The 23549-nt window shown below is 31.5% G+C and carries 18 protein-coding genes; 11 read left to right on the top strand and 7 right to left on the bottom strand.

The window, feature by feature from the left end; translation table 11 throughout:
* Window positions 1-18 precede the first annotated feature (18 nt).
* Both nusB and EV195_RS05095 read right to left on the bottom strand, forming a co-directional pair.
* Entirely contained in the window at window positions 19-957 is a 939-nt protein-coding gene (gene nusB / locus EV195_RS05100) for a transcription antitermination factor NusB (RefSeq protein WP_132793617.1), read from the bottom strand.
* A gap of 76 nt (window positions 958-1033) precedes the next feature.
* A complete protein-coding gene (locus EV195_RS05095) occupies window positions 1034-2134 on the bottom strand; it encodes a Glu/Leu/Phe/Val family dehydrogenase (RefSeq protein WP_132793615.1) in 1101 nt (366 codons plus the stop codon).
* Between the two features lie 167 nt (window positions 2135-2301).
* Here EV195_RS05095 and EV195_RS05090 point away from each other — a divergent pair, with 167 nt between their 5' ends.
* Window positions 2302-4056, top strand: a complete 1755-nt coding sequence (locus tag EV195_RS05090) for an ABC transporter ATP-binding protein (RefSeq protein ID WP_132793613.1) — start codon at window positions 2302-2304, stop codon at window positions 4054-4056.
* An 84-nt stretch (window positions 4057-4140) separates the two neighbouring features.
* Window positions 4141-4503: a PUR family DNA/RNA-binding protein gene (locus EV195_RS05085; RefSeq protein ID WP_132793611.1), complete on the top strand. Its 363-nt coding sequence runs from the start codon at window positions 4141-4143 to the stop codon at window positions 4501-4503.
* A 78-nt stretch (window positions 4504-4581) separates the two neighbouring features.
* Here the strand turns inward: EV195_RS05085 and EV195_RS05080 are convergent, their stop codons facing one another.
* From EV195_RS05080 to EV195_RS05070, 3 genes are read right to left on the bottom strand one after another with little or no spacing between them, the layout of a single operon-like run.
* On the bottom strand, window positions 4582-5637 hold the full coding sequence (locus tag EV195_RS05080) for a chorismate-binding protein (protein WP_207899768.1): 1056 nt from the start codon (window positions 5635-5637) through the stop codon (window positions 4582-4584).
* Window positions 5634-6479: an alpha/beta fold hydrolase gene (locus EV195_RS05075; protein ID WP_132793609.1), complete on the bottom strand. Its 846-nt coding sequence runs from the start codon at window positions 6477-6479 to the stop codon at window positions 5634-5636. Before EV195_RS05075 ends, EV195_RS05080 begins: the two co-directional genes overlap by 4 nt.
* A gap of 2 nt (window positions 6480-6481) precedes the next feature.
* Window positions 6482-6901 (bottom strand): PaaI family thioesterase, encoded by a 420-nt coding sequence (locus EV195_RS05070; protein WP_132793607.1) that lies wholly within the window; start codon window positions 6899-6901, stop codon window positions 6482-6484.
* A gap of 74 nt (window positions 6902-6975) precedes the next feature.
* Here EV195_RS05070 and EV195_RS05065 point away from each other — a divergent pair, with 74 nt between their 5' ends.
* From EV195_RS05065 to uvrB, 7 genes are all read left to right on the top strand, one after another.
* Window positions 6976-7476, top strand: a complete 501-nt coding sequence (locus EV195_RS05065) for an IS1096 element passenger TnpR family protein (RefSeq protein WP_132793605.1) — start codon at window positions 6976-6978, stop codon at window positions 7474-7476.
* 96 nt (window positions 7477-7572) lie between these two features.
* Window positions 7573-8469 (top strand): ABC transporter ATP-binding protein, encoded by an 897-nt coding sequence (locus tag EV195_RS05060; RefSeq protein WP_132793603.1) that lies wholly within the window; start codon window positions 7573-7575, stop codon window positions 8467-8469.
* A gap of 17 nt (window positions 8470-8486) precedes the next feature.
* On the top strand, window positions 8487-9335 hold the full coding sequence (locus EV195_RS05055) for an ABC transporter permease (protein WP_132793601.1): 849 nt from the start codon (window positions 8487-8489) through the stop codon (window positions 9333-9335).
* A gap of 151 nt (window positions 9336-9486) precedes the next feature.
* Window positions 9487-12570 carry a choice-of-anchor L domain-containing protein gene (locus tag EV195_RS05050; RefSeq protein WP_132793599.1) on the top strand — a complete coding sequence of 1028 codons (3084 nt, stop codon included), beginning with the start codon at window positions 9487-9489 and terminating at the stop codon, window positions 12568-12570.
* A gap of 41 nt (window positions 12571-12611) precedes the next feature.
* Entirely contained in the window at window positions 12612-15527 is a 2916-nt protein-coding gene (locus EV195_RS05045) for a T9SS type B sorting domain-containing protein (protein ID WP_132793597.1), read from the top strand.
* Window positions 15528-15580: 53 nt separating this feature from the next.
* Window positions 15581-19087: a T9SS type B sorting domain-containing protein gene (locus EV195_RS05040; RefSeq protein WP_132793595.1), complete on the top strand. Its 3507-nt coding sequence runs from the start codon at window positions 15581-15583 to the stop codon at window positions 19085-19087.
* Between the two features lie 23 nt (window positions 19088-19110).
* The gene (gene uvrB, locus EV195_RS05035; RefSeq protein WP_132793593.1) at window positions 19111-21099 is read left to right on the top strand and encodes an excinuclease ABC subunit UvrB; all 1989 of its coding nucleotides are present in this window, start codon (window positions 19111-19113) and stop codon (window positions 21097-21099) included.
* Between the two features lie 66 nt (window positions 21100-21165).
* Here the strand turns inward: uvrB and EV195_RS05030 are convergent, their stop codons facing one another.
* Both EV195_RS05030 and EV195_RS05025 read right to left on the bottom strand, forming a co-directional pair.
* A complete protein-coding gene (locus EV195_RS05030; protein ID WP_132793591.1) occupies window positions 21166-21510 on the bottom strand; it encodes a hypothetical protein in 345 nt (114 codons plus the stop codon).
* Between the two features lie 532 nt (window positions 21511-22042).
* Window positions 22043-22384 (bottom strand): hypothetical protein, encoded by a 342-nt coding sequence (locus EV195_RS05025; protein ID WP_132793589.1) that lies wholly within the window; start codon window positions 22382-22384, stop codon window positions 22043-22045.
* 344 nt (window positions 22385-22728) lie between these two features.
* Here EV195_RS05025 and EV195_RS05020 point away from each other — a divergent pair, with 344 nt between their 5' ends.
* The gene (locus tag EV195_RS05020; protein WP_132793587.1) at window positions 22729-23250 is read left to right on the top strand and encodes a DUF2975 domain-containing protein; all 522 of its coding nucleotides are present in this window, start codon (window positions 22729-22731) and stop codon (window positions 23248-23250) included.
* Between the two features lie 3 nt (window positions 23251-23253).
* Window positions 23254-23466, top strand: coding sequence for a helix-turn-helix domain-containing protein (locus tag EV195_RS05015; protein WP_132793585.1), 213 nt, complete (start codon window positions 23254-23256; stop codon window positions 23464-23466).
* The last annotated feature ends 83 nt before the right edge of the window (window positions 23467-23549 follow it).

The following is a 23549-nucleotide window of genomic DNA, read 5'->3' as shown; positions in this document are numbered from 1 at the left end:
CAAAAATATTTATTTTTTTTATAATAAACCTCTTCCTATTTTGACCATCTTATTACTTTCGGTATAGTCTTTAGCAATCTTATCTAAAACTCCATTGATAAAGTAACCACTTTTACTTGTAGAATAATCTTTTGCTAACTCTATATATTCATTTATAGATACTCTACTAGGTATAGATGAAAAATGCAAAAACTCAGTAATGGCCATTTTAATAAGAATCATATCAATATCTGCAATCCTATCTGCCTCCCAGTTAGGAGTTTTCTCTTTGATATCTTCTTCATATTTATGATGATTCAACATCACTTTGTTGAATAAATCAGAAACAAATCTTTTGTCTTGATCATCTTTATAAAGCTGCCCTAACACAAAAGGATTTTCTTTCTTCTGCTTATTCAGGGTTTTAACAATCCACGTATTTACAAAAGGAATATCATCAACCCAAGAAATCATTGTGTCTTCAAAATAATCTGCTAATTTTTCATTAGGAGCGATAATTTCTTTGAAAAAATTAACCACAAAAATTCGATCTTCATGATAAGAATCTTCAGAGGAATTCATGTAATCTTTGTAAAGTTTACTTGAGTTTAATTCCTCCCAAATAATTTTCACATATTCTTCTTCAATATCCCAGTTATTTAGTTTATTCAGTTCTAAATAGCCCTCTAAACTAACACTATCTCTTATCTGAGCTAACAGTCTATTTTCAATAAACTTAATATTAGGATTTAAATCTTCTTTAGTTGCTAAGATTTTCTTTTTAGAAAGTTCAATTTTTTTTGCAGCATACTTTTGAACTTCTACTAGAAGCTGAAGGTTTAAGACGTATAAATCATACATTTTTTGAATGCTGAACTTCAAAAACTTTTCTTCTTTTAGTAAGTCTGAAGTGTGTGACTGTTGCATTGCGTAAACAGACTGCATTACTTTTAAACGAATATGTCTTCTATTAATCATTAAATGAGGAACTTTAAAAAGGGCGATAGAAAATGTTTCTATCGCCCCGCAAAAATATAATATTTATTGGTTTTGTCTAGCTATTTTGCTCTTTTTTACGCTGATCAATTCTTCCTTGTGCAATATTGAAAGCAGCTTGGTGAGTAGTGATGTTCTCTTTTTCTGCTAATTCAAAAATTTCAAGTGTTGTATTATAAATGTTTTCAGTTCTCTTGATGCTTTCAGCTTTATCATATCCTTCTACCTCAGCATAAACATTTATAATTCCTCCAGCATTGATTAAGAAATCAGGTGCATAAGCAATTCCTCTTTCTCTTAACATTTTACCGTGTTTTAATTCGTTTGCTAATTGATTATTAGCTGCTCCTGCAATTACAGACGCCTTTAATTGAGCAATGCTTTCGTCATTTATAGTAGCTCCTAAAGCACACGGTGCATAGATATCGATATCTAATCCATAAATATCATTTCCTAACACAACATTTGCATTGTATTTTTTGCTTAACTCTTCTAAACGAGCCTCATTAATATCGTTTAAGATTACTTGAGCTCCTTCATCTGTTATGTGTTTAACTAATGTTTCACCAACATGTCCTACTCCTTGAACTAAAACTTTCTTACCTGCTAAGTTATCAGAACCAAACTTATACTTTGCAGCAGCTTTCATTCCCATATACACTCCATATGCCGTAACTGGCGATGGGTTTCCAGAACCACCAATAGATTCAGAAACACCAGTAACATGAGGTGTAACTTCTCTAATAATATCCATGTCGCGAGTTTCCATACCCACGTCTTCTGCTGTAATGTATTTCCCGCTTAATGAATTTACGAATTCACCAAACTTACGCATTAAAGCATCGTTCTTTTGTGTTTTTGCATCACCAATAATTACTGCCTTACCACCTCCAAGGTTTAAACCAGTAATAGCTGATTTATAAGTCATTCCACGAGATAAACGTAAAACATCATTTAATGCCTCCCACTCTGTTTTGTACTGCCACATTCTAGTACCTCCTAAAGCAGGTCCTAAAGTTGTATTGTGAATACCAATAATTGCTTTTAATCCTGTATCTTCGTCATTGCAAAAAACGATTTGCTCGTGACCATCGAAAGATAGTTGCCCAAAAACAGGATCGTTTTTAAGGTCTTTAGTATCAATAATTTCAGACATCATATAGTGTTTGTTTTAAATGAAGAAATTATCATTCTTCAAATTTATAGGTAACAAAAATATGAATTTCATAATTACAAAGCAATATGCTAATCTGAAATTAAGAATATTATAATAACAAACAGTAAAGTTTATCAAATTAACATATTTATTTTAATAACATTAAAGAATTGAAAGCATTACAATATCTTAACAAATATTTCATCAAATACAAATGGAGATTATTTATAGGGGTAATTATTACAATTTTATCAAAATTACTCTCTTTAAAGATTCCTGAAATTATAAAAAATTCTTTAAATATTGTTGAAGACTATGTAAAAGGAAAAGAAACTGATTTAGCAGCAGTTAAGCATGAATTATTAATCAATATTTTAATAATTATTGGTGTTACCTTACTGGCAGGTTTCTTTACTTTCTTGATGCGTCAAACAATTATTGTAGTTTCAAGACTTATTGAGTTCGATTTAAAAAACGAGATATACCAACAATACCAAAATTTATCAGTTAATTTTTATAATAAAAACAGAACTGGAGATTTAATGAACAGAATATCTGAAGACGTTTCCAAAGTACGTATGTATTTTGGACCAGCTATTATGTACTCATTAAACATGATTGTTCTTTTTGCTATTGGTTTTACCAAAATGCTAAATTCTGATTACAAGTTAACATTATATACGCTACTCCCTTTTCCTATTTTATCAATTTCTATCTTTTGGTTAAGTAGAGAGATTAACAGAAAAACAACCATTGTTCAACAGTACTTATCTAAACTAACAACTTTCAACCAGGAGTTCTTCTCTGGAATAAATGTGGTAAAATCGTACGCTATTGAAAATGCCGTTTTTTCAAACTTTACAGAGTTAGCGGAAGAAGCAAAAGAAAAAAATATAGAGCTATCAAAAGTACAAGCCTTATTTTTCCCTTTAATGATTTTACTAATTGGTATTAGCAACATCTTAGTGTTATATATAGGTGGTAAACAATACATCGCTGGTGAAATTCAAATTGGTGTAATTGCTGAATTTATTTTATACGTTAATATATTAACTTGGCCAGTAGCCATTGTAGGTTGGGTAACATCGATTATTCAACAAGCAGAAGCATCTCAAACGAGAATTAATGAGTTTTTAGAACAAGTTCCTGAAATAAGAAATACAGCAACAGAAAGAACCCAAATAAAAGGAAAAGTAACGTTTAACAACGTGTTGTTAACTTATGATGATACCAATATTACAGCGTTAAAAAACATAAGCTTCACTGTAGAAGAAGGAGAAACTTTAGCTATTATGGGTAAAACCGGAAGCGGAAAATCATCTATTGTGAATATGATTGCTAGAATGTATGATACTACTGAAGGAACTGTATTAATAGATGATAAGCCTATTAAAGAATTTCATTTAGATGATGTAAGAGATCAAATAGGTTTTGTTCCTCAAGATCCATTTTTATTTTCAGATACTATTGAAAACAATATAAAGTTTGGAAAAAAAGACGCTACTGAAGAAGAAATAATTACCGCTGCAAAAAATGCTGTAATCCATGAAAATATTATAGATTTTGCAAACGGATACAAAACAATATTAGGAGAAAGAGGTGTTACTTTATCTGGTGGACAAAAACAAAGAACATCGATTGCTAGAGCCATTATTAAAGATCCTAGAATTTTAATTTTTGATGATTGTTTATCGGCTGTAGATACTGAGACCGAAGAAAAGATATTATCAAATTTAGAAAGGGTTTCTAAAAACAAAACAACTTTTATCATTAGCCACAGAGTCTCTTCCGCAAAAAATGCAGATAAGATTATCATTTTAGAAGACGGAAAAATTATAGAACAAGGAACTCACAATCAATTAATAACACAAAACGGCACCTATAAAAATTTATATGACCAACAACTCCTAGAAAAAGAAATTTAGAGTTTTATGTGTACAAGTAAAATATTTTGTTAGATTTGTTTACGTAAAAATTAAATAAACTACGATTTTTTAAGACTTCGAATTATGAGCGAGAGAGTAGAACAAGAAGAAATCTTTTCACAAGTATTAAGAGCTGGAAGAAGAACATATTTTTTTGACGTTAGATCTACAAAAGCAGATGATTACTACTTAACAGTAACCGAAAGCAAAAAGTTTACTCACGATGATGGATCTTTCCACTATCAAAAACATAAAATTTATCTTTACAAAGAAGACTTTGTTGACTTCAAAGAAATGCTAAACAAAGCAACAGATTTTATCATTGATAATAAAGGAAGCGAAGTTATTAGCGAACGTCATCAAAAAGACTTTAAGAAACAAGATGAAAATGGATTTGTAGAGCAAACTACAGAAAGCTTTACAGACGTTTCTTTCGACGATATATAAAATTTTAATTCAAATTCAATTTACACAAAGTAAAAGCCACTTAATAAGTTGTTTAACATCTTATTGGTGGTTTTTCTTTTATAGAACACTTTTCATAGCTCCTGACTTTTGAACAGTTTCTAACCATTCTTTTTCAGGAACACTATCCTTGGTAATTCCTCCTCCTACATAAATTTTCGCTGTAAAATTAGCATGTAATTGCATACATCTTAAATTAACAAACAAATTAGACTCTATAGTTTCTGTATTTGTGTTAAGGTTAAGTTCTCCTAAAAAACCAGTGTAAAACTGACGATTATACCCTTCTTTTTCTAGAATAAACTGTTTAGCACTTTCTTTTGGCAAACCACAAACAGCTGGTGTTGGATGTAAGACATTAATTATATCAGAAACTGTATTCTTCATTTCCCCTTTCACCATAGTTCTCAAGTGTAACAACCCTCCTATTCTAATAGTTTCTAATTCGGAAATTGATAATTCTTCACTAATTGACTCTAATTTACTTTTTATAAAATCCGTAACTATATACTGCTCTTCAACTTCTTTTGATGACCAAGAAGGACTGATATTTTCTTGATACACTTGAGTACCTGCTAAAGACATTGTTCTGTAATCCTTGTTCTTAGTTGCTACTAATGTTTCTGGTGTAGCTCCCATCCATTTTCCTATTTTAGGATGATACCAGAAATACACAAAAGCAGTTGGATATTTTTGCACCAACTTTTTAAACGTAGCAATTTCCGAAAAACCATCTTCCAAAAGCACCTCTTCAGCTCTAGACATGACTAATTTTAAAAACTGATTGTCTTTTATAGCATCAACAGCTTTACTCACTAAACCTACATGAAACTCCTTTTGACTTTTATTTTCTAAAACCTTTTGAGTATCTTGAAAATTAACGTCGAAAGTTATTCTCTCTTGCTGTATAATTGAATTTTTCTCTGGAAACAAAATAGCTTTGTTCTCACTATCAAAAGGAGCAAAAATAAAACCTGACTCAGAATAATCTTGACTGTAATGCACACCTACATCTTCCTGAAAAAAAGCCTGTAAAAAATCTGAATTCGGAGTTTTGTAAATAACAAATGGCAAATCTTTAGAAAGTGCACTTTCTATATTCTCTAAAATTTTCAATCTGCGTGCTTTAATAATTGTTCTTTAATAAAATCAAAATTTGACCATACCAAACCATGATTTCCTTTTTCTAAATCAACTAATTGAAATTGATTGGAATCAAATTGCTCTTGAAGTAGTTTTGAATTTTCATACGGCACAATCCAATCGCTAGTTCCGTGAATACTAACAACTTTATTCGGAGTATTACTCCATTCTTTTTCAAATTTTTTCAAATCTTCACGATGCGACAATTTTTCTTTAGAAGCTTGCTTCCATACTTTTGGAACTAACCATCTCGTCAATTTCCATTTGTAAAAATTAAGCATCCAAGGCATTGGTTCAACTTTGCTATGAACCGCCGGTGCTAATAGAATTATCTTCTTTACTTTTTCTTTAACCGATAATGCAATAGGACCTCCATAAGAATAACCAACAAGTACTACTTTATCTTTGTTTAAATCTTTAATTATATCCAACAACATTTCTCTTTCAAAAGCAATACTTTCTTGAACTGGATTTTCATCTTTATAATTGTAGCCAATCCTATCGTAAGCAATCATATTGAACTTATGCTGTAGTAAACTATCTGAAAGATATTTAGAAAAATCATTTAATGACCCAATGGTTCCATGTACAAAAACCAACGTTGAGAGTGAGGTGTCTTTTTTTATTTCTATTTTTCTATACGTAAATTCCTTAAACTTCTCTTTAGTCAAAATAGGTTTTACATAACTGTTCTCATACGCTTCTAATACTTGCTCATCTGACTTTGGCGAAGTAAAAACTGTAAATACAATATATAGCGATACAATTAAAACTAAAATTATTATAGAAACGATCTTGACTATTTTTTTAAACACTACTACTTATTTTTATCAAGAACTATGTTTGTTAACTTACAGATAGAAATAAGATTGTCTTCTTCATCAACAATTTTTATCTCCCATAAATGTGTAGTTCTACCTCTATGAATTGGTCTTGCGGTTCCATAAACAACACCTTCTTTTTTACTTTTTAAATGATTGATGCTTAACTCTATTCCTTTAACTATTTTATCTTTTGACTTTAAAAAATATGCAGAAGCTAAACTCCCTACAGTTTCAGCCAAAGCTGCAGTAGCTCCTCCGTGCAAAATACCATATGGTTGATGAACTTTAGAGTTTACAGGCATTTTTGCTGTAACGTAATCTTCACCTACATCCACAAACTCAATTTCAAGAGTTTCCATTAAAGTGTTGGTATTATAGGAATTAAGTTGCTTTAAAATTTCTTCTTTCTTCATTTAGGAATAAAATGTTCAAAAACTTAAATAAGGAGTAAAAATACGTATTTTTGTAGTCTATTAAAAATTAAGAAATGTATAAAGTTCGTGCTATTTTAGATGTTGATGAAGATGTAATAAGAACCATTGCGTTTGATGAAAATTTATCTCTAGAAAAATTACATTTTGAGATTGCTAAAGCTTTTGGATTTGATGGAGGTGAAATGGCTTCTTTCTATAAAAGTGATAGTGAATGGAATCAAGGATTAGAAATACCTTTATTCAATATGGCTGAAGCTGGAGAAGAATTATCAATGGCCTCTTGTATCACTAAAGAAATACTTGAAAAGAAAAATGATAAACTAATCTATGTTTATGATTTCCTTCAAATGTGGACTTTTTATGTTGAGTTAATTGAAGTTTCTGATGAAAAAAATCAGGACACAACTACTATTTTGAGTATTGGAGAGGTTCCTAACAAAGCTCCTGAAAAGGTTTTTGAATCGGATGATATCCTTAGTGACTTTGAAGATGAAGACGAAGATATGTTCAATGACTTCGAAGACTTAGACAGCTTAGATTTAGATAATTATTAAGCCTTTATACTCAAGTTAATCTAATACACTTTATAATATCCCGTAACATTTTGGTATCTTGTTCGTCGAATAGAAAACTGACAAAACTTTATACTATTGGATACCATTTTATCTATTAAGAATCTCGACAAAAAATATGGTCGTATTCACGCTGTAAAAAATCTTTCATTTGATATTGAGAAAGGAAATGTTTATGGAATTTTAGGTCCTAACGGAAGTGGAAAATCTACTACTTTAGGAATTATCTTAAATGTTGTAAACAAAACTGCTGGAGAATTTTCTTGGTTTGGCGGAACCATGTCTACACATAATGCACTAAAAAGAGTTGGAGCAATTATTGAACGCCCAAACTTTTATCCTTATATGACAGCAGTTCAAAACCTTGAACTTATCTGTAAAATCAAAGGAGTGCCATACACCAATATTGAAGAAAAACTTAAAACAGTTAATCTTTACGAAAGAAGAAATAGCAAGTTTAAAACCTATTCTTTAGGAATGAAACAGCGTCTTGCTATTGCTTCTGCACTACTAAACAATCCAGAGATTTTAATTTTAGATGAACCTACTAATGGATTAGACCCTCAAGGTATTCATGAAATTAGACAAATAATAAAAGAAATTGCTAAAAATGGAACAACCATATTATTAGCTTCTCACCTTTTAGATGAAGTTGAAAAAGTTTGTTCACATGTAGTTGTAATTAGAAACGGATTAAAACTTTACAGTGGTAGAGTTGAGAACATGGTAGCTTCTAACGGAATTATTGAAGTAAAAACAGATGGTGATCAAGATCTTTTAGTGAAAACATTGAAAAACTATTATGATATCGCAACTGTTAATGTAGAAGATGATTTAATTGTAGCTAGACTTGAAAATGAAACTACTGCATCAGAAATCAACAAATACCTATTCGAAAAAGGAATTATTGTTTCTCACTTAGTTATGCGTAAACCTAGTTTAGAAGAACAGTTCTTAAACTTAACAAATAACTAATCAAAAAAACTACCACTATGTTACGTCTTTTAAATATTGAATTTCACAAATTAAAACACAATAGAGCCAGTAAGGTTTTATCTATCATATATTTTGGTTTATTAACTTCTATCGCATTAATAGCCGCTATAAAATTTGACATTGGACCTGTTAAGTTTCATCTTGCAGAACAAGGAATATTTAACTTTCCATACATCTGGCATTTTAACACATTTATTGCGGCTATGTTTAAGTTTTTCTTACTCTTGGTTATTGTATCCATGATGGCTAACGAGTACAGTTACAAAACATTAAAACAAAACTTAATTGACGGTTTAAGCAAAAAAGAATTCATCCTTTCTAAGTTTTATACAGTAATTGTCTTTGCTGCAATTTCAACATTGTTTGTATTTGTTGTATCCTTAATATTAGGACTTATCTACTCTGATTTCAATGAATTATCTATCATTTTTTCAGGTTTGGAATACTTTATTGCATTTTTCATAAAGCTTGTAGGGTTCTTTTCTTTCGGTTTGTTCTTAGGTATTTTAATTAAAAGATCTGCCTTTGCGGTAGCTGCTATGATTGTATGGCTTATTATTGAAAGTATGTTTAAAGGATACTTGTATTGGACTTTTAGAGATTTAAAAATGGCTGCTGGAGCTGAAGTTGCTAAAATCATGCAGTTCTTTCCTCTAGAAGCAATGGCAAACCTCATAAAAGAACCGTTTACTCGTTTAGGAGCTGTAAAATCTGTAGCAAAACAAATTGGAGAAGAATTTGTTGCGGATTATTCTGTTCATGTTTTTGATGTTATTATCGTTTTGATTTGGACGGCCATATTCATTGTTCTTTCATATAAATTATTAAAGAAAAGAGATTTATAAAAAACACCTATAATCATTTAGTACAACTTTAATCTAATTTACGGGTAGGGTTTTACGTTGTATAATTGTTTTATTATTAGATGTTAATACTAATACACAACGCCTTTATCGGCGTTTTTTTTAGTAAATTGCCAGCCTTTTAATCAATTATATGAACAAAATAAAAGCTACTCTTCTAGTTATATTTTTTACAAGTATTGTAGGTATAAATGCTCAAGTAGATGTTAATAATAACGCAGAACCAGAATCAAGTTTTTCTCCTGAACAATTAATTTCAGACGTTTTAATTACAGGATCTTGTAATACTGTTTCTAATGTAACTTCTCAAGTAAGTGGAACACCAACTGAACAACCTTTTAAAAACTACGGTTTTTTTAAACGCCAAGCAGGAAGTTCTTTTCCTTTTGAAGAAGGGATAGTTTTAACTTCTGGTATTGCAAGTAGAATTCAAGCTAATGCAGTAGGAGGAACTCTGAGTACTGCAACTACTGGAAATTCTGATGCAGATCTCGCTAACACTCTTGGTGTGCCAACTGGTCAAATTTCTGACGCAGCCGTTATAGAGTTTGATTTTGTTCCTAAATCTACCAGGATTAGTTTTAGATATTTAATGGCTTCTCAAGAATATCAAGGAGCTTTTCCTTGTAGTTTTGCGGATAGTTTTGCTTTTTTATTAAGGCAAAGTACCGAAACTAACTATACTAATATTGCTGTGGTACCTGGAACAACAACTCCAGTTAGTGTAACTAACGTACATGCTGAAATCCCAGATGGTGCTGGTGGAGTTCAGTGTTCCGCTCAAAACGAAAGTTTTTTTGCTGGTTCTGATATAAGTGAAACTGGTTTTGCTGGTAGAACTGTTGTATTAACAGCACAAGCAGATGTAATTCCAAACGTAACATATCACATAAAACTCGTTGTGGCTGATTTTAGCGATCAAGTTTTTGACACTGCCGTTTTTCTGGAAAAAGGAAGTTTTAATTTAGGATTAAATCTAGGTAATGATTTAACAATAGCAGGAGACAACTCAGTTTGTGGAGACAGTACTTTACTAACAGCAAATGTTACGGCTACTTCTTATAAATGGTATAAAGATGGTGTTGAGATACCTGGTGAAACTAGTCAGACTTACTTAGCAAATTTAGGAAACGGAACTTACACTTGTGAGATTAATGATGCTGGCTGTACAGATAGTGATGACATTGTTCTAGAATTTTCTGAACCAGCAACTGCGATTCCTCCTATTTCAGATTTATCTAATTGTGAAAGCAACACGTTTGATTTAACATTACGCACGAACGATATATTGAACGGACAAGATCCAGCTAATTTTGAAGTTTTATTTTTTAGTGATCCAAGTTATTTTAATCAAATAACTACACCTACAGCCTTTATTAGTCCGAGTGACAATGAAACTATTTATGTAAGAAAAAGAAATAGAAATGCTAATAACTGTTTTACAGATGGGACTTTTAGAGTATTGAATTTTGATAACCCTGTTGGTCAAACCGCATCAGATTACGAAGTCTGTGATGATGTTGCTAATGGAGGCGATACCGATGGTTTTTATAATGACTTTATATTATCAACCAAAGATAGTGAAGTTTTAGGAGGACTAGACCCTACGCTATTCAATGTATCATATCACACAACCTTATCAGGAGCTCAAACGGATAATAGTACTGATGCAATTGACAAAAACAATCCTTATAGAAATGCTACAATTAATGAGCAAACTATTTATGTAAGAATTGAAAATGTAGCTAACACCAATTGTTTTACGGTTTCTGAACCTGCTACCGCTTTTATGCCATTTCGATTAATCATTCATCCATTACCTGTCATTGCTAACAATCCAGCACAAATTAATCAATGTGATACAGATAGTGATCTTATAACCAATATCAACTTAACACAAGCAGAAATATCTATTTCGAATAACCATACTAACGAAACTTTCCAATACTACCCAACACAGGCTGATGCCATTGCAGATACTGCACAAATTACTGATCCTGTTTCTCATACTGCAACTAATGGTGATTCTGTTTGGGTAAGAACAATTTCTAGTGAAGGATGTTTTAGAATCTCTAGATTAGATATTACTATTTCTTTTGCTGGAGATGTAGCTTATAATGAAGAATTTACTACCTGTGATGATTTCTTAGATGCTGATGGAAATGATACTATCAACAACGATGATAGAGACGGAATTGCTAATTTCGATATCAGTCCTGCTATTGATGATATTAAATTATTATTCGACCCTACTATTAGAAACGATTTAGATGTGTTATTCTTTGAAACTGCGGCAGACAGAGATGCGGTTATTAACCAAATTCCTGATCCTGCTAATTATAGAAACACGAATATTCCTGCATCTACTCAGCAATCTATTTTTGTGAAAATTATTAATAGAATCAATAACGATTGTACTGGTTTAGGTGAGTTTTTCATTAGAGTATTACCTCTTCCAGAATTCGAGATAACTACGCCTCAAATAGTGTGTTTAAACAGTCCTTCTTTTATTGAAGCTGAAATGCCTGATGGAACTTATACTTATGAATGGAGGCGTAATGGTGTTATCGACACTTCTTCAACAAGTGAAACTTTAGACATTACACAAGGCGGAACTTATGAAGTAACAGCAATTAATACAACCACAAATTGTACAAGAACTAGAAGAATCATTGTAAACGAATCTATCATAGCAACTTTAACCGAAGATGATGTTACTATTATTGATGATTCTACTAATAACTCAATCACCATTGATAATAGTAACAATAACCTAGGTATTGGTGATTACGAATTTGCACTACAAGATGAAAGTAATAATACCATTATCAGAGATTTTCAAGATACTCCTATGTTTGAGAACTTAAACGGTGGTGTGTACACCATTTTGGTAAGAGACAAAAACGGTTGTGGAGTTACCGAACTGGAGGTCTCGGTACTTGAATTCCCAAAATATTTCACGCCTAATAATGACGGTGTAAATGATGTTTGGGTAGTAAAAGGTGCAAGTACAACTTTTTATCCTCAAAGTAGCATTCATATTTTTGACAGATACGGAAACCCAATAACTGAAATCGCTATTGACGGACAAGGTTGGGATGGGTTATACAATGGAAAAGTATTACCTTCAAACGACTACTGGTTCAACATTGAATTAACTGATAGAAACGGAAATAAAATTAACAGAAAAGGACATTTCTCTCTACTTAGAAAGTAAAAAGTATTTTTTTTAATTTAGCAGTAATATAACTCAAGACTATGAAAAGGATTATTCTGACTTTTTTCTGCTTATTAAGTGTTTATATAAACGCTCAAGATGGTGCTACTACTTGTGATATGGCAGAACCAATGTGTTCAGATAATGCTGGAGTTAAAATATTTAATAATGTAACTAATATTCCTGGTTCTGGACAAATTGGTTGTTTGATAACTACTCCTAATCCAGCTTGGTTTTTTATTAGAGTGCAAAGTAGTGGTGATTTAAACTTTAGAATTATCCAATCTTCAAATTTTGATACTAGCGGAAATCCGTCCGGCTCTCCTATTGATGTGGATTTTGTTGCTTGGGGACCATTTTCTTCGCCAGATTCAAATTGTACGAACTTAGCAAACAATTGTTTAGACAATGCTGGAAATTCAATTACTTGTCCAAATAATACAGCTTTACCGGACTACTACATCAATAACGACGATAATACTAATATCGTTGATTGTAGTTACGATGGGACTTCTATTGAAACTTTTACAATTAACAATGCTCAAGCTGGTGAGTTTTATATTTTATTAATTACCAATTTTGAGAATATTCCGGGGCAAATAAAATTAGAGCAAACTAATTTTGGAACGTCTGGTGCAGGAGCAACCGACTGTTCTATTATTGTTGGTGAACTTGGCCCAGACCAATCCGTTTGTAACGGAACTCCTATAACACTAGATGGAACACCAGTAACCGGAACTGCTACTTCTTATGAGTGGCAAATTGATACAGGCTCTGGTTTCACTACAATTTCAGGAGAAACAAATGCTATACTTACCATTAATAATGATCAATCTGGTATTTATCGAGTGATAATTACAGACGATACTGGTAATACAACTTCGGATGATGTAACTATTACTTACTACCCTATTCCTATTGCAAACACTCCTACTGATATAAATTTTTGTGATGCAGATATGGATGGGTTTAACACTTTTGATCTTGAAAATGATGTTACTCCACAAATTTTAGGTTCTCAGGATCCTAATTTATTTGAAATAAACTACTTTTTAAGTCAAGCTGATGCAGATAACAATAATGTTCCCAATGCAATAACTAGTCCTTATACAAACCCTACACCTAATAGCAATCAAACAATATATGTAAGAATACACAATACTCTTGCTCCAGAAGCTTGTTATGATACAACTCAATTTAACCTAAGCGTTTCAGCTTTACCAGCTCCTAGTCAACCAACCGATATTATTGTATGTGACGATGTTCCTAATGGAGGCGATACCGATGGTTTTTATAATGACTTTATATTATCAACCAAAGATAGTGAAGTTTTAGGAGGACTAGACCCTACGCTATTCAATGTATCATATCACACAACCTTATCAGGAGCTCAAACGGATAATAGTACTGATGCAATTGACAAAAACAACCCTTATAGAAATGCTACAATTAATGAGCAAACTATTTATGTAAGAATTGAAAATGTAGCTAACACCAATTGTTTCGTTGCTTCCGATCCTGCTACCGCTTTTATACCATTTCGATTAGTCATTCATCCACTTCCTGTAATTGCTAACAATCCAGCACAGATTAATCAATGTGATACAGATAGTGATCTTACAACCAATATAAACTTAACACAAGCAGAAATATCTATTTCTAATAATCATACTAACGAAACTTTCCAATACTATCCTACACAAGCTGATGCCATTGCGGATACTGCACAAATTGCTGATCCTGTTTCTCACTCTGCTTCTGATGGTGATTCTGTTTGGGTAAGAACGATTTCTAACCAAGGATGTTTTAGAATTTCTAGATTGGACATCACCATTTCTTTTGCTGGTGATGTGGCTTATAATGAAGAATTTACTACCTGTGATGATTTCTTAGATGCTGATGGAAATGATACTATCAACAACGATGATAGAGACGGAATTGCTAATTTCGATATCAGTCCTGCTATTGATGATATTAAATCATTATTCGACCCTACTATTAGAAACGATTTAGATGTGTTATTCTTTGAAACTGAAGCTGACAGAGATGCGGTTATTAACCAAATTCCTGATCCTGCTAATTATAGAAACACCAATATTCCTGCATCTACTCAGCAATCTATTTTTGTGAAAATTATTAATAGAATCAATAACGATTGTACTGGTTTAGGTGAGTTTTTCATTAGAGTATTACCACTTCCTGAATTCGAGATAACTACGCCTCAAATAGTGTGTTTAAACAGTCCTTCTTTTATTGAAGCTGAAATGCCTGATGGAACTTATACTTATGAATGGAGGCGTAATGGTGTTATCGACACTTCTTCAACAAGTGAAACTTTAGACATTACACAAGGCGGAACTTATGAAGTAACAGCAATTAATACAACCACAAATTGTACAAGAACTAGAAGAATCATTGTAAGCGAATCTATCATAGCAACTTTAACCGAAGATGATGTTACTATTATTGATGATTCTACTAACAACTCAATCACCATTGGCAATAACAACAATAACCTAGGTATAGGTGATTATGAATTTGCTTTGCAAGATGAAAGCAATAATATTATCAGAGATTTTCAAGATACTCCTATGTTTGAGAACTTAAATGGTGGTGTGTATACCATTTTGGTAAGAGACAAAAATGGTTGTGGAGTGGCTGAACTGGAAGTCTCGGTACTTGAATTCCCGAAATATTTCACACCTAATAATGACGGTGTAAATGATGTTTGGGTAGTAAAAGGTGCTAGCACAACTTTTTATCCTCAAAGTAGCATTCATATTTTTGACAGATACGGAAATCCTATTACTGAAATCGCTATTGACGGACAAGGTTGGGATGGGTTATACAATGGAAAAGTATTACCTTCAAACGACTACTGGTTCAATATCGAATTAACTGATAGAAACGGAAATAAAATTACTAGAAAAGGGCATTTCTCTCTACTTAGAAAGTAAACTACTCATTTAGAAATAGAATAGTTAATTTAGCATTTTAATTTTTGATTAAAATGAAGAAACTAATTCTAATAACTGTCTATTTTTTTACTGTCACAATTTTTGCTCAAAAACAAGCAAATATTTGGTACTTTGGTCAAAATGCTGGACTTGATTTTTCTACAACTCCTCCTACTCCACTGACCGATGGACAACTTAATACCGATGAAGGTTGTTCTTCGTTTTCTGATAAAGATGGAAACCTCTTATTTTATTCAGACGGAATAAGAATTTTTAATAAAAACCATGTTTTAATGACATTTACAGATGGTTCACCTGCCGACAATTTAGGAGGAAATCCATCAAGTACGCAATCAGGTATGATTATACCTAGACCCGGGTCTGACACAATTTATTATCTCTTTACAGTTGGTACCAATTTTGTTCCAAATGGAATTACTAGTAACCCTGGATTTAATTTCTATACTATAGATATGTCTAGAAATGGTGGGTTGGGTGAAATTGTAGATGGACCGGTAAATTTAGCTGTAGATCCTTTCAGCACTTTAGATATCAGTACAATTTGGTCTGAAAAGGTAACTGCCGTTAAAGGAAATGAATGTGATACTTTTTGGGTTATTTCTTTTGCTCAAGGTGATTTTTATTCTTTTAAAGTAGATGTTAATGGAGTTGATGTTGCAGGTGTTGTAGTTAGTCCGGTAAACTTTTCAACCACAGATAAGAGAGGATATTTACAAGTTTCACCAAACGGACAATATATTGCTTTTGCTGACTATAGAGCTGGTCAACAAAATATTATTGGTAGCGCACAATTATTTAATTTTGATAATCAAACCGGTATAGTTTCTCCTAATCCTATAACATTAATTGGGGAAAACGAAAACGAATCTCCTTATGGTGTAGCTTTCTCTCAACAATCTAATAAATTGTATGTTTCTACTTACAATGGAACTAATTCAGTATATCAATTTGATTTAACGAATACCAATATTCCTTCTACTAGAAGTTTGATAAATTCAAAACAAGGATTTAGAGGCGGATTACAACTAGGACCAGATGGTAAAATTTATGCTTCTGTACCAAATAGTAATTTTTTAGATGTAATTGATAATCCGAATGATGATGCTAACAATGTAAACTATATTAACGATGCTATTTTCTTAAATGGTAGACGAACTGCACAAGGATTGCCTCCTTTTATTTCTTCATTATTACTACCTGTTGAAATAAGAGATGTTGCTACCAATGAAATTTTAAATAATCAAAACATTCAATATTGTATTGGTGAATCAGTAGAGATTTCTTCAGAAGCTATTACAGGAACCAATATTCAATACGAATGGACTTTTGACGATGGCATTTCAAGTTCTGTAGTTTCTACCCAGCCTACTCTTACGCTAAATAACTTAAACACCAGTAATAGCGGAACGTACTCTTTAGTAATTACCTTGATTGATGATTGTAACAATGCAACCAATTTAGAAGGCTCTTTCAATATTGGAATTTTTGAACCTGCTAGTGCTTCTCCCGTTAGTGATATTAACTTTTGTGATACAGATGGAGACGGATTTCATTCGTTTGACTTTCAAAATGATATTAACCCGATTGTTCTAGGTAGCTTAGACCCAAATCAGTTTGAAGTTTATTACTTTTTAAACCAATCAGATGCTGATAATAATAGTGTTCCAAGTGCATTGAATAATCCTTATACGAATGCTACGCCTTTTCCTAATAATCAAGATATTTTTGTAAGAGTTCAAAACAAAGATGCTCCAAATGCTTGTTATGCTATAACTCAGTTTACGTTATCAATTACCGCACTCCCAAGTCCTAGCCAACCTACAGATTACGAAGTCTGTGATGATGTTGCTAATGGAGGCGATACCGATGGTTTTTATAATGACTTTCTATTATCAACCAAAGATAGTGAAGTTTTAGGCGGATTGGATCCTACTCTATTTAATGTTTCTTATCATACAACTTTGTCGGGTGCACAAACAGACAATGCTACTAATGCAATTGACAAAAACAATCCTTACAGAAATGCTACAATTAACGAGCAAACTATTTATGTAAGAATTGAAAATGTAGCTAACACCAATTGTTTTACTGCTTCTGATCCTGCCACTGCTTTTATGCCTTTCAGACTTGTAGTTAATCCGCTACCTGTGATTGCTAACAACCCGGCACAGATTAATCAATGTGATACAGATAGTGATCTCACAACCAATATCAACTTAACACAAGCTGAAATATCTATTTCTAATAACCATACTAACGAAACTTTCCAATACTATCCTACACAAGCTGATGCCATTGCGGATACTGCACAAATTGCTGATCCTGTTTCTCACTCTGCTTCTGATGGTGATTCTGTTTGGGTAAGAACGATTTCTAACCAAGGATGTTTTAGAATTTCTAGATTGGACATCACCATTTCTTTTGCTGGTGATGTGGCTTATAATGAAGAATTTACTACCTGTGATGATTTCTTAGATGCTGATGGAAATGATACTATCAACAACGATGATAGAGACGGAATTGCTAATTTCGATATCAGTCCTGCTATTGATGATATTAAATCATTATTCGACCCTACTATTAGAAACGATTTAGATGTGTTATTCTTTGAAACTGAAGCTGACAGAGATGCGGTAATCAATCAAATTCCTGATCCTGCTAATTATAGAAATACCAATATTCCTGCATCTACTCAGCAATCTATTTTTGTGAAAATTATTAATAGAATCAATAACGATTGTACTGGTTTAGGTGAGTTTTTCATTAGAGTTTTACCACTTCCTGAATTCGAGATAACTACACCTCAAATAGTGTGTTTAAACAGTCCTTCTTTTATTGAAGCTGAAATGCCTGATGGAACTTATACTTATGAATGGAGACGTAATGGTGTTATCGACACTTCTTCAACAAGTGAAACCCTTGACATTACACAAGGCGGAACCTATGAAGTAACAGCAATTAATACAACCACAAATTGTACAAGAACTAGAAGAATCATTGTAAGCGAATCTATCATAGCAACTTTAACCGAAGATGATGTTACTATTATTGATGATTCTACTAATAACTCCATCACAATTGATAACAGCAACAACAACCTAGGTATTGGTGATTATGAATTTGCTTTGCAAGATGAAAGCAATAATATTATCAGAGATTTTCAAGATACTCCAATGTTTGAGAGCTTAAATGGTGGTGTGTATACCATTTTGGTAAGAGACAAAAATGGTTGTGGTGTGGCTGAACTAGAAGTATCGGTACTTGAATTCCCGAAATATTTCACGCCTAATAATGATGGTGTAAATGATATTTGGGTAGTGAAAGGTGCTAGCACAACTTTTTATCCTCAAAGTAGCATTCATATTTTTGACAGATACGGAAATCCTATTACTGAAATCGCTATTGACGGACAAGGTTGGGATGGGTTATACAATGGAAAAGTATTACCTTCAAACGACTACTGGTTCAATATCGAATTAACTGATAGAAACGGAAATAAAATTAACAGAAAAGGACATTTCTCTCTACTTAGAAAGTAAATAAGTATCCTTATTTTTGTATAATGGATTTTCAATTAGTTTCAGATTTTCAACCTACCGGTGATCAACCTCAAGCAATTCAACAACTTTCCGATGGAATTGTAAACGGTGAAAAGTACCAAACACTATTAGGTGTTACAGGCTCAGGTAAAACATTTAGTGTTGCAAATGTAGTAGCAGAAGTTAATAGACCAACTTTAGTATTGGCTCATAATAAAACGTTAGCGGCTCAGTTGTATTCAGAGTTCAAACAATTTTTTCCAAACAATGCGGTAGAGTATTTTGTTTCGTATTATGATTACTATCAACCTGAAGCTTACATTCCTGTTACCGGAACTTATATTGAAAAAGATTTATCTATCAATGATGAAATTGAACGCTTAAGAATTAGCACTTCCTCTTCTCTATTATCAGGAAGAAGAGATGTTTTAGTAGTTGCTTCAGTTTCTTGTTTATATGGTATTGGAAATCCAATCGAGTTTAAAAAGAATGTAATTCAAATTGAAACTGGACAACAAATTTCTAGAACTAAATTCCTACATCAACTAGTAACTAGTTTATATTCCAGAACTGAAGTTGAGATTAAAAGTGGAACTTTTAAAGTAAAAGGAGATGTTGTGACCATTTATCCTTCTTATGGTGAAAACGGTTATAAAGTTCACTTTTTTGGTGACGAAATAGAAGAAATTGAATCTTTTGATTTAGAAAGCAATCAAATTATTGAAGAATTTGATCAACTAAATATTTATCCAGCAAACCTATTTGTTACTTCTCCTGATATTCTTCAAAATGCAATTCATCAAATCCAAGACGATTTAGTAAAACAATGCGATTACTTTTCTGAAATTGGAAAACATTTAGAGTCTAAAAGACTAAAAGAGCGCACAGAATTTGACCTAGAAATGATTCGTGAATTAGGCTATTGTTCAGGAATTGAAAATTACTCTCGTTATTTAGACGGTCGAGAAGCTGGAACGCGTCCATTCTGCTTATTAGATTATTTTCCTGATGATTATTTGATGGTCATTGATGAAAGTCACGTTACCGTTCCGCAAGTTCATGCCATGTATGGAGGAGATAGAAGTAGAAAGGAAAACTTAGTAGAGTACGGTTTTCGACTTCCTGCTGCTATGGATAACAGACCTTTAAAATTTGAAGAATTTGAAGCCTTACAAAATCAAGTAATTTACGTTTCTGCAACTCCTGCAGATTATGAACTGCAAAAAACAGAAGGTATTTTTGTTGAACAAGTTATTCGTCCGACTGGATTATTAGATCCAGAAATTGAAGTTCGTCCAAGTTTAAATCAGATTGATGATTTAATTGAAGAAATTCAAATTCGTGTTGAAAAAGATGAACGTACTTTAGTTACTACCTTGACAAAAAGAATGGCTGAAGAATTAGCAAAATATTTGACAAGAATTCAAGTTCGTTGTAGGTATATTCACTCTGATGTTGACACACTTGAACGCGTGGAAATCATGCAAGATTTACGAAAAGGTTTATTTGACGTGCTTATCGGAGTAAATTTATTGAGAGAAGGTTTAGATTTACCAGAAGTTTCTTTGGTTGCTATTTTAGATGCTGATAAAGAAGGCTTTCTTCGTTCACATAGATCATTAACTCAAACTGTAGGTAGAGCAGCTAGAAACTTGAATGGAAAAGCTATTATGTATGCTGATAAAATTACCAATAGCATGCAATTAACTATTGATGAAACTTCTAGAAGGAGAGAAAAACAAATCAACTACAATACTCAATTTAATATTACTCCGAAGCAAATCAATAAAAAAATTGACAATACGTTAGCGAAAAACAATATTGCATCTTATCACTATGACAATGCAATACAAAAAGCTGCTGAGCAAGATTTAGAATTCTTACCTAAATCAGAAATTGAAAAACGTATCAGAGATAAGCGTAAGCAAATGGAAGAAGCCGCAAAAAGTCTTGATTTTATGGCTGCTGCTCAATTTAGAGACGAAATAGATGTACTTAAAAAACAATTGTAGATTATTAAAAAATAAAAAACACACCCAAATTGGGTGTGTTTTTCGTTTTACACTTTCTAATCCTTTTTATAAAGAAATCATTTTAACAGGCACTATATATACCTTCTTTTCCATTTTATTGGCTAATTTTTTATAGTTTAATCTTGATTTTACAAAGGCTCCGATTGTTTCTTTATCTCCTTTTGTATCAACAGATAATACTACTATTTCATTTTCATTATTCACAGTTAGCTTAATCTTAACCATAAAGTTCTGCTCTACTGGAAAGCTTGGATTTTCTAATAATCTTTGAATCTGCTTTGATATTACAGAAACTTTTACCTTATCATCTCCTGGGGTCTTCTCATTTGCTGAAACCGTGTTACTAAACACGATAAATGCAGCTACTAATAAAATTTTAATTGATTTCATAGTGATCGTTTTTTATTGTTTATATGTTACTATTTATTTTAAACAACTTTCGTTTATAATGATCCTAATAGTCTTGCAAGACGATGTAAAATTACAAGTGATTTGGAACTTGTACGTTATCTAAAAATTAATAAAAAACCCCGTCATTACTAACGAAAACGCAATAGTAAACTTCAAAATTTGATTAAAAAAAAAGATGAAAAATCAACAATTATTAATCCATTAAAAAAAAAGAAGTAAAATTTCCAATAAACTAAAGTTTGATGCTCTTTTTTAACAAAACAACTTATTTTCTTAGAAAAAACAAAAATGATAATTTACATTAAATTTACATTTTTGAAACATTTATTTAACACATTAAATTATCGAAAACGTTTTAGAATTAGTGTTTTGATGATTATTCTTCAATAAACACTACCAATTGAAGTTTAAAATTCAAGATAAAAACGTCAATTCAGGTAATTGATAAATATATTTCAACAAAAAAACTCACTAAAAAGTGAGTTTAAATTTTTTAAAAAGAGATTTAAAATTATAGAGAAACCATTTTAATAGGTAAAGTATATACCTCTGATTTGATGTTATTAGTTAATCTCTTGTAATTTAATCTCGTTTTAATGTATTCCGCTATAGTATCTTCATTATTTTCTGATTCTACAGATAAAACAACAATCTCATTTTTCTTGTTCACTGTAAACTTAACAGTCACAGAAGCGTTTCTCTCTAGAGCAAAACTTGGGTTCTCTAATAACTTTGCTATTTCTTTAGAAATAACAGTCATTTTTACTTTGTCTTCAGTTGGGTTTGTGTTTGCTAAAGCAATAGTGCTTAGCATAACTGATACAATTACTAATACTAATTTGATTGATTTCATAGTGTTTGTTTTTCGAGGGTTAAATAATTTTAGTTTTTTTGATTATTATATTGGTTTGCAAACCGTTACAAATGTATTTCAAATCAATTTTAGTGATGTTATGAGATACTTACTAAAAATAAAAACAATGGTTAATATTAGGTTTATAAAATGTTATAGCCCTAAAAAATATTTAATAACTACAATAAAACAGGAAACACACTCAACTATTAGATAATATCCAGTTGTTCTATAAAAGCTATACGAGAGTTGGTTAAAAATAATATTAATTGAAAAAAATTAATTTTTTATTGTTTTTCAATAAATTTATATTGATATTTGATATATAACTTAATAACTAAAACATGAAAACAAGTCAAATTTTAAAATTAATGAAAGTTCTTTCTTGGATAATTTTTATTGGATTATGTATCAAAACCGGTGCAATTCTTATTTCATTTATTGTAAGTATTTTCATAAATCAAGAGGCTACCAAAAATATATATTTAGGTCTTGATCTATCAAATTTGTACAATTTCAGCTCTAATTACTATATAACTTTAGTAGTTTTATTATTAATAGCAATTATTATGAAAGCTTTGATTTTTTATTTAGTTATCAAACTATTTTACAAATTCAACGAAAATACACCTTTCAATGAGTCAATTGCTAATTTAATACATAAGATTAGCTATGCTACTTTATTATCAGGTTTTATAGCAGTTATAGGAACAGCCTTTTGTAAATGGTTAAAACAACAAAATATACTTATTAATTTCAATTGGTCTGCCGAAGAACTATTCTTTATGGCTGGAATAATTTTTATTATTAGTTTATTCTACAAACGTGGTTTAGAAATTCAATCAGAAAACGATTTAACGATTTAAAATATGGCGATAGTTGTTAATTTAGATGTAATGATGGCCAAGAGAAAAATGTCATTAAATGAACTTTCTGAACAAGTAGGCTTAACATTATCAAACTTGTCAATTTTAAAAACTGGAAAGGCAAAAGCTATAAGGTTTAGCACATTAAATGCTATTTGCCAAGCTTTAGAATGTCAACCTGGTGATATCCTAGAATTTCAAGAAGATAAAAGTTAAAAGCTATGCACTTATCTTTTTAAAAGATGATATAAAAAAACCCTACTTTTAAAAAAGTAGGGTTTATATATTTACTTAAGAAT

Source organism: Tenacibaculum skagerrakense (assembly GCF_004345825.1).
In the GTDB taxonomy this organism is placed as follows: Bacteria; Bacteroidota; Bacteroidia; order Flavobacteriales; family Flavobacteriaceae; genus Polaribacter; species Polaribacter skagerrakensis.
The sequence above is the reverse complement of the archived record's forward strand: the minus strand, read 5'-3'. Positions and strand labels throughout refer to the sequence as shown.

Coding starts and splice junctions, on each gene's coding strand:
- nusB (WP_132793617.1), bottom strand. CDS start 957: ATGATTAATAGAAGACATATTCGTTTAAAAGTAATGCAGTCTGTTTAC.
- EV195_RS05095 (WP_132793615.1), bottom strand. CDS start 2,134: ATGATGTCTGAAATTATTGATACTAAAGACCTTAAAAACGATCCTGTT.
- EV195_RS05085 (WP_132793611.1), top strand. CDS start 4,141: ATGAGCGAGAGAGTAGAACAAGAAGAAATCTTTTCACAAGTATTAAGA.
- EV195_RS05070 (WP_132793607.1), bottom strand. CDS start 6,901: ATGAAGAAAGAAGAAATTTTAAAGCAACTTAATTCCTATAATACCAAC.
- EV195_RS05065 (WP_132793605.1), top strand. CDS start 6,976: ATGTATAAAGTTCGTGCTATTTTAGATGTTGATGAAGATGTAATAAGA.
- EV195_RS05055 (WP_132793601.1), top strand. CDS start 8,487: ATGTTACGTCTTTTAAATATTGAATTTCACAAATTAAAACACAATAGA.
- EV195_RS05050 (WP_132793599.1), top strand. CDS start 9,487: ATGAACAAAATAAAAGCTACTCTTCTAGTTATATTTTTTACAAGTATT.
- EV195_RS05045 (WP_132793597.1), top strand. CDS start 12,612: ATGAAAAGGATTATTCTGACTTTTTTCTGCTTATTAAGTGTTTATATA.
- EV195_RS05040 (WP_132793595.1), top strand. CDS start 15,581: ATGAAGAAACTAATTCTAATAACTGTCTATTTTTTTACTGTCACAATT.
- uvrB (WP_132793593.1), top strand. CDS start 19,111: ATGGATTTTCAATTAGTTTCAGATTTTCAACCTACCGGTGATCAACCT.
- EV195_RS05030 (WP_132793591.1), bottom strand. CDS start 21,510: ATGAAATCAATTAAAATTTTATTAGTAGCTGCATTTATCGTGTTTAGT.
- EV195_RS05025 (WP_132793589.1), bottom strand. CDS start 22,384: ATGAAATCAATCAAATTAGTATTAGTAATTGTATCAGTTATGCTAAGC.
- EV195_RS05020 (WP_132793587.1), top strand. CDS start 22,729: ATGAAAACAAGTCAAATTTTAAAATTAATGAAAGTTCTTTCTTGGATA.
- EV195_RS05015 (WP_132793585.1), top strand. CDS start 23,254: ATGGCGATAGTTGTTAATTTAGATGTAATGATGGCCAAGAGAAAAATG.